Here is an 11878-nt window from a genome sequence, read left to right on the forward strand (position 1 = left end):
GATGGAAGAAGAGTTTGACCCACAGAGTTCTGGAAGTTTTTTTGATTTTAAGGGCTTCTTATACAGGTTACTTAGTTACTGGTGGCTGTTTTTAATATGTCTAGTCATTACATTTTCTATAGCTCGCTATATCAATGTGCGCAAAGTTCCAATTTATAGAGAGACCAGCTTGATCTCCATTAAAGATGATCAAAACCAAATGTTTGGGGGTAATACCAGTCTCGTTTTTAACTGGGGAGGAACTACAGATAAGGTCCAGACCAGTATTATAATGCTTAAGTCGCGTACACACGCAGAGCGAGTAGTACAGTATTTACAATTTTACATCAATTACCAGAAGCAAGGCAAGTACAATATAGAAGATGTATATGGTTACACACCATTTACTTTAAAACTCAATGACTCATTCCCGCAGTTATACGGTAAGCGTATGACCTTTATAGATGAAGGTAATGGAAACATAAGGGTGAAAATTCCTTTTGCGGGCGGTACAGCCGCTTTGTTTAATTATTCTACGCTTAAACCCTCATCTATTACAGCTCCTAATGCGGACTATGATGAAGTATTTCAACTAGGAGATACTATCAATACCCCATTTTTAAAAGCAACTTTATTACCTACAGATGTTTATCCTCAAGAAGGGCAAGAGTATTTTGTAAGTCTAGGCAATTTTAATGGTACCGCTGGAAGATATAGAGGTATAGGAGTAACTCAAACCCCAAGAGGGAGCTCTACACTAGAATTAAGCCTGGTGGGCACAAATAAAAAACGCCTTATAGATTACTTAAATGCTAGTGTACAAGTGCGTACAGAAGAACAATTAAGACAGAAAAATCTATTTGCGACAAAGACCATAAAATATATAGATAGCAGTCTTAAAACTAGCAATGTAGATCTTGATAAGGCCTTAGAAGATCTTAATAAGTTTCAAAATAAAAATAGTGCTGTGACACTTTCTGGTGGTGCAGAGCAAATAAGTATTGCTTTACAAGATCTTGATAATGAAAAAGACGGTCTCTCACGACAGCTAGTTTATTACAAGCAACTAGAAGATTACCTACGCACACGTACAGATTATACAAATGTGCCTGCTCCCTCTGTATCTCTTATAGATGAAGGTAGTATTACCGCTGGGGTGGCAAATATTGTACAACTAGCATTACAACGTAGTAACCTAGCTTATACTGCAAAGGAGGGTAACCCAGCTTTTAGAGATTTAGACAGACGTATAGATGCCGAAAAAGAGGTTCTTTTTGAAAATATAAAGTCAAGTAACCGGTTAATCAAAGCACAAATAGCTAACCTTAATAGACAGATAGGACAGGCTCAAGGAAAACTAAAACAGTTTCCAAAAGAAGAACAAGAACTAGCCGAAATACAAAGACGCTTTACAATAAGCCAAGAAGCTTATAACCTATATACAGAAAAACGTAGCGAGGCAGAGATTATAAAAGCTTCAAATGTATCTGATATTCTATTTATAGATAGAGCAAAAGATGTTGGGAAGGGACCTATAGGTCCTAATACAAAACTAAACAAGGTCCTTGCAGGCGTATTTGGTATGGTAATTCCCATTGCTTTTGTACTTATTATCTTCTTTTTAGACACAAAAGTAGGAACCCCAGAAGATGTAAAGAAACGCTCTAGTATTCCTATTTTAGGTACAATAGGGAAGAGTAAGCGTTCCTCTGGTCTTGTTGTGAGAGATTATCCACGTTCTGCAATGGCAGAGGCTTTTAGAGGGTTGCGATCTGGGTTGCAGTTTATGTATAAGAAGCGTGGTGTGGAGGGAGCAAAAACGGTTTTGGTAACTTCTAGTGTAAGTGGTGAAGGAAAGACATTTACTTCAATGAATCTTGCTTCGGTTTTCGCTTTAAGCGAAAAGAAAACAGTACTGGTAGGACTCGATTTAAGGAAGCCTAAAATATTTGACGATTTTGAGTTAGAAAATGATAAAGGTGTAGTTAATTACTTGATAGGCGATGCTACGCTGGACGAGGTAAAGCAGAAATCTGGTATTAATCATCTAGACGTTATTCTTTCTGGGCCTATCCCGCCTAACCCTTCTGAGCTTATCATAAGTGATGCTATGGGTGAGTTTATTGATACTCTTAAACAAGAGTATGATTATATTGTATTTGACACGCCACCATTAGGGTTAGTATCTGATGCATTTGAACTGATGCCTTATGCAGATGCTTCGCTATATATGGTACGTCAAGGTTATACTCGTAAGGATATGCTAGGTCTTGTTAATGAGAAGTATCAAAGAGAAGAGGTGACACACATAAGTTTTGTACTTAACTATTTCCAGCAAAAACGAAAATATGGCTACGGTTATGGCTATGGTTACGGAACTTACAATAATGGTTACCACGAGGATGATGCACCTACGGGTATCTTAGGCAGGTTTAAAAAGCTGTTTACTAGGCGCAATTAAGATTTATGAGCCGTAATACGATAACAGAAGATAGCTGGCTTTATGAAATTAAGCCTAAAGGCAAACTTATTGATCTTAACTTTAAAGAGATTTGGAGTTATAGAGATCTCCTCGTGCTTTTTGTTAAGCGTGATATCGTTACAGTTTATAAACAGACTATATTAGGCCCGCTATGGTTCTTGATCCAGCCATTGTTTACCAGTATTGTTTTTACACTTATTTTTAATAATATAGGTAACGTGAGTACTGGTGCGGTTCCTGCTTTTTTATTCAACCTAGCTGGTATAACCTTATGGAATTATTTTAAGGAGTGTCTTACTACCAGTAGTACAACCTTTACAGCAAATGCTGGACTTTTTGGAAAAGTGTACTTTCCTAGGTTTATAGTACCGGCTTCACGAGTTATTTCTGGCCTTTTTAAGTATAGTATTCAGGTATTGATCTTTGTTTTATTTTATCTTTATTTTGTTTTCTATAAAGGTGTAGATATAGCACCCTCTCCATTCTTTTTATTGAGTCTATTATTAGTTTTTAATATGGCACTTATAGGTCTAGGAGTTGGGATGATTCTAAGTGCACTTACGACAAAGTATCGAGATTTGACCATACTAGTATCCTTCGGTATCAACCTACTTATGTATGTAAGCGGGGTTATGTATCCTCTAGAAGAGATGCGAGCAAAGTTGCCAGAGTATTATTGGCTCATAGAGTATAATCCTATAGCACAAACAATAGAGTTATATAGAAATCTGCTCTTGGGTACGGCACAAGTCAATTTTGCTATGATGGGAATAAGTCTTTTAATAGGCGTCATATGTTTTCTGGTAGGACTTATAATTTTTAATCGTACCGAGCGCAATTTTATAGATACAGTGTGATTTATTTAGCTTTCGCGAAAGCGTCAGTATCCACAATAAAATGGAGAGATTGGAAAGGCGGAAAAATTTTTTAGTTAATGAATGATATCATCCTCAAAGTCGAAAATATAGCAAAGCAATACAGGCTTGGGCTTGTAGGGACTGGGACGTTAAGTCACGATATTAATAGATTGTGGCATAAAATAAGAGGAAAAGAAGACCCTTATCTTCAAGTAGGAGCAATAAATGATCGAAAAGCATCACAAAGTTCTGATTATGTATGGGCTTTAAAGGATATTAATTTTGAAGTTAAGCGTGGAGAAATTTTAGGAATCATAGGTAAAAATGGAGCAGGTAAGTCTACTCTTTTAAAAATATTATCTCGAGTTACAGGACCTACTCAAGGAAGTATAAAAACTAAAGGACGCATAGCTAGCCTTCTTGAGGTAGGTACAGGTATGCATCCAGAGCTTACTGGCCGCGAAAATGTATACCTCAATGGAGCTATACTAGGAATGTCTAAAGCAGAAATTGCTAGTAAAATAGACGAGATAGTAGATTTCTCAGGTTGTAAGATGTATATTGATACACCTGTAAAAAGATACTCTAGTGGAATGCGTGTGCGGCTAGGCTTTGCGGTAGCTGCCTTTTTAGAACCTGATATTCTTGTGGTAGATGAGGTACTAGCAGTAGGTGATGCAGAGTTTCAAAAGAAGGCCATAGGTAAGATGCAGGATATATCTCAATCTGGAGGCAGAACAGTTCTTGTAGTGAGTCATAATATGGGAACTATACAGCAACTATGTACTAGGTGTATAGTTTTAAAAAATGGTAATGTCGCTTACGATGGTCCTACAAAGGAAGGAGTTGAAACTTATCTGAAAGATACTAATCATAGTGAACTGGATGGCATAAGTGAATTTATAGAGCATCAAACAGATGAAGAGTTTGTACTAAAAAAATTCTCAATTTTTCAAGAGAGTTCAAGCAATGGTATATATTACAGTGAAAAAGATGTTGAGCTAGCGTTTTCATTTGCCCTACTTAAAGCTCTCGACGGTTTTAGAGTAGGTTTTGATGTGATTGATATGAGTACAAATAACTTACTATTCAGATCATATCACGATGACCAAAAGGATAGTATAGAGCAAATGAAAGCTGGTGATTACGAAATAAAGGGCATAATACCGGCAAATTTACTGAGAAATGGTAGGTACTTTATAAAGCTAGCCATAGGTATTCACAATAGAAGATGGATTGTCTTTGATGATAGCATAGGTCAAGAGCTTGTAGTTCAAAATTTAGAAGGAGTAAATGCGATATATATGGAGGAGCGCCCTGGACTTATTATGCCATCTCTGTATTGGGAACAAAATTATAGATTACAGTAGTACAATGTTCAAAAATATACCATACAGAGTTGCTCATAGATTAGCAAAAGTTTTAAAAAACTATATAAAAAAAATAGATGTAAAAAGGAGCGTTGTTAAGAAAAGAGAAGAAGAGGAGATGTGGAACAAGCATTTTAATAATGCTGTTTTTTTTGAGTATAACTTGCAGGGGGAAGTAAAGATAAACCTATATAAGGACAGTGTTTTGTCCAAGCCAATTTATGAAGGTTTTGAAATTGATGAAATGAAGTTTTTACAATCTACTCTTAAAGAAGGAGATATCTTTATTGATATTGGAGCTAATGTAGGTTTGTTCTCATTACTTGCATCAAAAAAAGTAGGGAATACTGGTAAAGTCATTGCTTTTGAGCCAACGCCATTAACTTACTCTAGATTACAAGAAAATATTATCTTAAATGACTTTAAGAACATTCAAGCAAGACAACTAGCGCTTTCTGATGCCAAGGGTGAAATGAAATTTTATATTTCAAATAATGGATACGATGCTTGGAACTCATTAGCACCTAGTCACGATAATAAATTACAAGAAAGCATTAATGTACCTGTTAGTACCCTGGATAGTGAGCTTCAGGATGTAGATAAAACTAAAGTGAGTTTAGTCAAAATAGATGTAGAAGGGTGGGAAAAATTCACGTTAAAGGGAGGGAAATCTTTTTTTGAAAATTATACACCTACTGTAATGGTCGAGTTTACGGAGCAGAATACTTTTAATGCTGGTTATATGGTCCAAGATATCTATAATGTATTATTAGGTATGGGGTACTCGTGGTATAAAATCGAAAATGGCACCCTTTTACCGGATGCAATGCGACTTAGTTACCCTTATACAAACCTCATTGCAAAAAAAGCAAAAGGATAGATGTTAGTAAGCATAATTACAGTCAACTTAAATGACAGAGTTGGTCTTGAAAGGACTTGTGCGAGTGTTTTTAAACAGTCTTTTACAGATTATGAACACATAATCATAGACGGCGCGTCTGTAGATGGTAGCCTAGATTATATAGAAACTCGTAATGATAAATTCTCCTACTGGATAAGCGAACCAGACAGTGGTGTTTATTGTGCAATGAATAAAGGTATTCGTCAAGCAAAGGGTAAATATCTCTTGTTTTTAAACAGTGGAGATATCTTATGTAATGATAAAGTGTTATCAGATGTAAAACCTGCACTTGGTAATGATATAGATTTTATATATGGTAACCTTAGGATAGAAGAAGAAAATGGTGAAAGTTTTATAAACAAATATCCAGAAGTGCTTGATTTTAATTTCTTTAAAACAACATCTCTAGGTCACGCATCCACTTTTATTAAACGTTCTCTTTTTGAAGTTTATGGTGAGTATAGAACAGATTTAAAAATTGTATCAGATTGGGCATTCTTTTTAAGTGCCATTTGCATAGAGAAGTTATTATACCTTAAAATAGATAAGACAATATCTATATTTTACGAGGGCGGTTTGTCTACTGCTTCTACTTATGATAAGTTGCATAAGGAAGAACGTAAAAATGTCCTTTTAGAAAACTTTGATCATTATGAACAAGGCTATAATGAGTTACTTGATGAATATAGAAAGTTTAAAATTTGGATTTCTTTAATTAATGACAAGCTCCCTGTTGTTGTTTCAAACAGGTACACCTTAAAGATTGTAAATTTTGTTATCTCTCTATTAGGAGGAATTTTAATTAAAAAACGTCAGTAATTGATATGTTAGTTACTGCTGTTATTCCTTGCTATAATTCTCAAAATACTATTGAGAGAGCTATAGATAGTGTTTTAAATCAAACACATAAAGTAGATGAGATTATCGTAGTTAATGACGGCTCAACAGATAACTCGCTACAGGTGCTAAATAATATTACTCAGAGTAATAAATGTATCAAAGTAATAGATCAAAATAACAAAGGAGTTTCAAATGCAAGAAACACAGCAATTAAAGAGGCAAAAGGAGAATTTATTTTAACTCTTGATGCCGATGATTATTTTGAGCCAACATTTGTAGAAAAAGCGCTTCATAGGTTTTCAGAAAATAATCAATATGGAGCAGTAATGTGTGGCTATGTGCGAGTGGTAAATGAAAAGAAAATACTTTCTTATATACCTAGCGATGTAACATTAGCCTCCTGTTTACTTAACAATGGAGCTTTGTCTTGTCTTCTTCTTAAAAAGTCTGTTATAGAAGTCGCTGGGGGTTATGACACAAAAATGGTAGAAGGGTATGAAGACTGGGATCTTAACATTAGAATCTTAAAGGCTGGATTTACCTTTGGGATTGTACGAGAAGTACTCTTTAATTATGTGGATACTCCAGGTTCAAGAACCTATAAAGCTACTCCTAATGACATAGAGCTAAGGATGTATATGTATTATAAATATAAGGATCTCTACCAGAAAAACGCTTCATATATTTACCAGCAATTAATAAATCAAAACATACAATTAAGACGTCGCCAGAAAAAGGTAAAGCAATCAATGTCTTTTAAGCTAGGAGATAAAATAATAGGTAGTTTGATAGTTGTGAAGCATATTTTAAACTTTAAAAGACAGTAACCGTTATGATATCAATAATAATAGCGACCTATAATAGAGCTCCTTATATACTCGAGACCTTACAGTCTATTGCACAACAAACGTATGAAAACTTTGAGTGTATTATTGTAGATGATGGATCTACAGATAATACAAGTGAGGTTGTAGCTCCTATCGTCGCAAATGATAAAAGGTTTACTTATATACTAAGGCCAGAGACACAAAAAAAAGGTGCAAATCATTCTAGAAATTATGGATTTACGCTTTCAAAGGGTGATTACGCAAAGTTTTTTGATAGTGATGATGTTATGTTACCCACGCATCTTGAAGTAAGTATTAATACCCTAGAAAAGAGTCAATATGATTTTGTAGTAGCAGACTGTATAAATTTTGATTCTAAAGGACTTTTAGAAAGACCTTACAATATAGATCGTAAAAATTCGCCTATATCTGCTCTGCGATTTGCTCAGTTTAAAACAGCCTGGATAACAAATGATTTATTAGTAAAAAGAGAATTTGCAAATAAACTAAAGTTTGAGGGAGATATTAGAGATCAAGCGAGTGAATACCAGTATAATATAAGGTTGCTTTTGCTTACTACTAATGGTTTTTTAATAGATAAGATTCTCACACATAGAAGAATACACGATGATGGATTTGTAGTAAAAGCAAAAAAAGATATGTTGCGCTTTGATATAATGAATGCAGAGCTCTACTACATTACTGCAAAGTATGTTAAAGATCTTGCTCCGGAAGCGCTATTGAGATGGTTATTATCAAGTCACGTATTATTAACCTACAAAGTAGCAACTCAGAAAGTATTTCCGGAAAATGTCATAGGTGCAACACTGTTTTTAGCGAAAATAAATGGTATAAGCGGATTGATGTATCCGCTATCTATTATTTCTGGCTATATTACAGGAAAAGGTTACAAATTAGCTAAGATCGCGAGAGGATAAAATTCTAACTTGATATCACGCTTTCGCGAAAGCGTAAATTTATAGTAATGAATATTTTATTAAAACCAAATCTGCACTGTAATTTCTTAGTAAAGTAAGTCGTTCTCACAAAAAGATACTTTTCCTATTTTTAAAACTTATGGCAAAAAATGTAAGTAATAACGTAACCGTCATTATACCTTGTTATAATGATGGTGCCTATGTTTTAGAAGCACTACAATCTGTACTTACACAAACCATATTACCCAGTAAAATCTATATAATAGATGATGGTTCTAATACTGAAACAAAGGAAATTTTAAGAAATATAAGTAATGAGCGAGTAGAAATTTTATTCATAAAAAATCAAGGTGTATGTACAGCGAGAAATTATGGTATAAATAAAGCTACGACTAAGTATATACTTACCCTAGATGCTGACGATAGTTTTGAAAACACATTTATAGAAAAATCTGTTTATATTCTTGATAATAATACTGAGGTAGGTGTAGTATGTTGTTTTTATAAAGAGTTTGGAGAAGGAGCAGTAAATAAAGACATTATAAAGCCACAAGGTCGCGCAGTTACTGATTTTCTCACAAAAAACAATGGTGTTGCTTCTGCTTTATTTAGAAAGGAGTGCTGGGTAGAAGTGGGAGGATATGACACACAATTTGAAAATGGATATGAAGACTGGGATTTTTGGTTATCAATCTTAAAAAATTCTTGGAAAATGGAAATTATAAAGGAACCACTTTTTAATTACCGCAAAAAAAAATCTTCAAGGGATACAACTGCCATAGCTTTGTATGATGAGGAATTGAGAATGAAAATTTTTAAAAAGCATAAAGACTTATATACTAAAAATTTAGACTTCATTTTACAGCAAATGATTTATAAAAATAATATTGCCCAAAACCAATTAGAAAAACTTCAAAAAGGAAGGGAGTACAGGTTAGGACATAGCCTACTTTTACCTATAAAATTTTTAAAACAACTTGTAAGTACAAAGTGATGACTATACCTCAGGTTTCCATAATCGTTCCTTGCTATAAACAAGCTCATTATCTTCAAGAGAGTTTGCAATCTGTTTTAGATCAAACTTTTGAAGCTTGGGAATGTATCATAGTCAATGATGGAAGTCCTGATAATACAGAAGAAGTGGCTCAAAAGTGGTGTAAAAAAGATGCAAGGTTTAAGTATATAAAAAAAACTAATGGTGGTTTATCTAGCGCTCGTAATGCTGGTATAGAGATAAGTCGTGGAGAATTTATCCTTCCGCTAGATGCAGATGATGTTTTACATAAAGCGTTATTAAGTACACTTGTCCCAGTTCTTGAAACTAATCGCGATGTGGCTGTAGTTTCCTGTTATAGTAAGTTCTTTGATGGAACAATAAGTAATATCGTTAATGAGCTAAAACCTAAAGGAGATAGTTATAAATACTTACTTTATGTAAATCAACTAGTTGCTACATCGTTATACCGGAAGAGCCTCTGGAAATCAGTGGGAGGCTATGATGAGTCTATGAAAAAAGGATTTGAAGATTGGGAGTTTTGGATTGCAATCACAAAATCTGGGTGGAAATATAAAATAATTCCTGAATATTTATTTTACTATAGGAAAGCAAAGAAGTCTATGCTTGTAGATACAATTAATAATCACACAGAAATTGTAAAACAGTACATTATCAATAAGCATAAAGAACTTTATATTGAAGATTTTGAAAACTGTGTAGAAGTTTTTACTTACCACCTTAAGGTAAGCAGGGCAAGAGAGAAACGCTTACAAAATAGTATAGATTATAAATTAGGAAAAGTTTTACTAAAGCCTTTAAGGTTGTTGGGGCTTTTAAAGACTAAAAATAAAGGGTAATTACTATGAAAATTTCTGTTGTAATAAGAAATAAGAATCAAGAGACCGCCCTTACGTTTTTACTCAAAAATCTAGTAGCTAGATATGCTGAGGATGTTGATGAAATAGTTGTTATTGATAATCTCTCTACAGATAATAGTAAACAAGTTGCAGAAAACTATGGCTGTCGTTTTGAGAGTATTGAGCAGTTCTCTTATGGCGGAAGTGCAAACTTTGCAGCTAGTAAAGCAAGCCATCCTATTGTTGTAATCTTTAGTGCTCATTCATACCCAGTAAGTCACGACTTTTTTAAACTTATTAAAGAACGCTTTAAAAATAATGATAAGCTCGCAGGGCTTCGTTGTTTACATAGTTCTAGCGATTATAGAAGCTATATAAACGAGGTAAGTGCGAATGAGGACCCAAATAAAGCAGGCCTCATTTTTTCTGGATCTGCCATTAAAAAGTCTGTTTGGGAAATTATTCCTTTTAATGAAAACGTAGCCACTTTTGAAGATAAAGAGTGGTCTACCCGAGTTCTAAAAGCAGGGTATGAGATTGACTTTGTTCCTTCCATATTCCACTATGAAATAAAAAGAACTAAAAAGCAACTCTATTTTAGATTTAAAAATGATTTAATAGGTAATTATCAGCTGTGGCATCAAGATGTTAGTTTCTTATCTGCTACAAAGGGATTTATTGCAACGAGTTTTAGGCTTAAAGTAGGGTTGTTAGTTGATCTGTGGTATACTCTTAGGCGTTATATCCATACTATTAAGTTTATAATTAATAAACCTAAAAAACTTTAGTTTGCAAAACCATCTTAGCTCTCGCCGAGTAAATAATTTTGATTTTTTACGATTTCTGTTTGCGGTATTTGTGATTATTACACATTCATATGCATTGTCGGGTTTAGAAAGTCAACAAGATTTATTACAGCATATTACTAATAATCAAGCTAGTTTTTCTAGTATAGGTTTGAGTGGTTTTTTTGTAATAAGTGGGTATTTTATCTTTAAAAGTTTTGAACGAAGTAGTCACTTTTATGAGTATTTAAAAAAACGAGTTTTAAGAGTTTTTCCGGCTTTACTAGTAGTACTACTTTTATCACTTTTATTTGTAGGTTCGATATATGAAGGTAAAACACCACTATTATTAAATTCTAGCTTTTGGACATACCTTCCTAATAATTTATCACTATACGGCTTTCAGGGCGTCATTTCTGGAGTTTTTGAGGAGAATTCTTATCACTCTATAAATGGGTCACTATGGACCATACAGTATGAGTTTTCTTTGTACTTAGCCATAGCTCTCCTGTTTTTTATAAAAGGTAGGCCTATTTTTATAACAATAGTCATTAGTTTCATAGTATTGGTAATGTTAAGTATGTATCACTTATGGATTGATACATTTGGAGGTGTTAAGATTTTAGGTATGCAAGGTTTGCATATATTAAACCTTGGAAGTTTTTTTGTGGTAGGATCTTTACTTGCAATATTAGACTTTACAAAATGGAATAGTAAAATGCTTGTTAGTTTACTGTTTATTATAATATTAGTTTTCTTTAAGATAGGCTTATATAATCAAGTAAAGCACATCTTATTTCCTCCCTTTATTGTTGGTTTAGGTTTTCTTCCAGTTAAGCACATCTCCAATTTTTCAAAATTTGGAGATCCTTCTTATGGGATTTATATCTATGCATTTCCAGTACAACAATTACTAATCTATTTATATAGACCTATTATAGAGATTTTTATTATTCTTTCAATATCTATATCAATTTTGTTTGGTTATTTATCTTGGCATCTTATAGAAAAGAGAGCTATGTTGTACAAACAGAGAAGAAGTTAA

Annotated in this window: 11 protein-coding genes; all 11 read left to right on the forward strand. The window is 33.7% G+C overall.

Going from position 1 to position 11878, the window contains the following annotated elements:
* The first annotated feature begins 1 nt into the window (after position 1).
* The 11 genes from I597_RS07500 to I597_RS07550 all read left to right on the forward strand — a co-directional run bounded on the left by I597_RS07500 (position 2) and on the right by I597_RS07550 (position 11878).
* Positions 2-2440: a GumC family protein gene (locus tag I597_RS07500; protein WP_035328025.1), complete on the forward strand. Its 2439-nt coding sequence runs from the start codon at positions 2-4 to the stop codon at positions 2438-2440.
* A gap of 5 nt (positions 2441-2445) precedes the next feature.
* Positions 2446-3318: an ABC transporter permease gene (locus I597_RS07505; RefSeq protein ID WP_035328027.1), complete on the forward strand. Its 873-nt coding sequence runs from the start codon at positions 2446-2448 to the stop codon at positions 3316-3318.
* 77 nt (positions 3319-3395) lie between these two features.
* Positions 3396-4688 carry an ABC transporter ATP-binding protein gene (locus tag I597_RS07510; RefSeq protein WP_035328029.1) on the forward strand — a complete coding sequence of 431 codons (1293 nt, stop codon included), beginning with the start codon at positions 3396-3398 and terminating at the stop codon, positions 4686-4688.
* A 4-nt stretch (positions 4689-4692) separates the two neighbouring features.
* Entirely contained in the window at positions 4693-5568 is an 876-nt protein-coding gene (locus I597_RS07515) for an FkbM family methyltransferase (RefSeq protein ID WP_035328031.1), read from the forward strand.
* On the forward strand, positions 5569-6408 hold the full coding sequence (locus I597_RS07520) for a glycosyltransferase family 2 protein (protein WP_035328033.1): 840 nt from the start codon (positions 5569-5571) through the stop codon (positions 6406-6408).
* A gap of 5 nt (positions 6409-6413) precedes the next feature.
* Positions 6414-7256 (forward strand): glycosyltransferase family 2 protein, encoded by an 843-nt coding sequence (locus I597_RS07525; protein WP_035328035.1) that lies wholly within the window; start codon positions 6414-6416, stop codon positions 7254-7256.
* A 5-nt stretch (positions 7257-7261) separates the two neighbouring features.
* Entirely contained in the window at positions 7262-8194 is a 933-nt protein-coding gene (locus I597_RS07530; RefSeq protein WP_035328036.1) for a glycosyltransferase family 2 protein, read from the forward strand.
* A gap of 139 nt (positions 8195-8333) precedes the next feature.
* A complete protein-coding gene (locus I597_RS07535; protein ID WP_035328039.1) occupies positions 8334-9188 on the forward strand; it encodes a glycosyltransferase family 2 protein in 855 nt (284 codons plus the stop codon).
* Positions 9188-10048 (forward strand): glycosyltransferase family 2 protein, encoded by an 861-nt coding sequence (locus tag I597_RS07540; RefSeq protein ID WP_035328040.1) that lies wholly within the window; start codon positions 9188-9190, stop codon positions 10046-10048. The genes I597_RS07535 and I597_RS07540 overlap by 1 nt, the downstream gene beginning before the upstream one ends.
* A gap of 5 nt (positions 10049-10053) precedes the next feature.
* On the forward strand, positions 10054-10836 hold the full coding sequence (locus I597_RS07545) for a glycosyltransferase family 2 protein (protein WP_035328043.1): 783 nt from the start codon (positions 10054-10056) through the stop codon (positions 10834-10836).
* 1 nt (position 10837) lies between these two features.
* The gene (locus tag I597_RS07550) at positions 10838-11878 is read left to right on the forward strand and encodes an acyltransferase family protein (protein WP_035328045.1); all 1041 of its coding nucleotides are present in this window, start codon (positions 10838-10840) and stop codon (positions 11876-11878) included.

The organism is Dokdonia donghaensis DSW-1, from assembly GCF_001653755.1.
Classification (GTDB): domain Bacteria; phylum Bacteroidota; class Bacteroidia; order Flavobacteriales; family Flavobacteriaceae; genus Dokdonia; species Dokdonia donghaensis.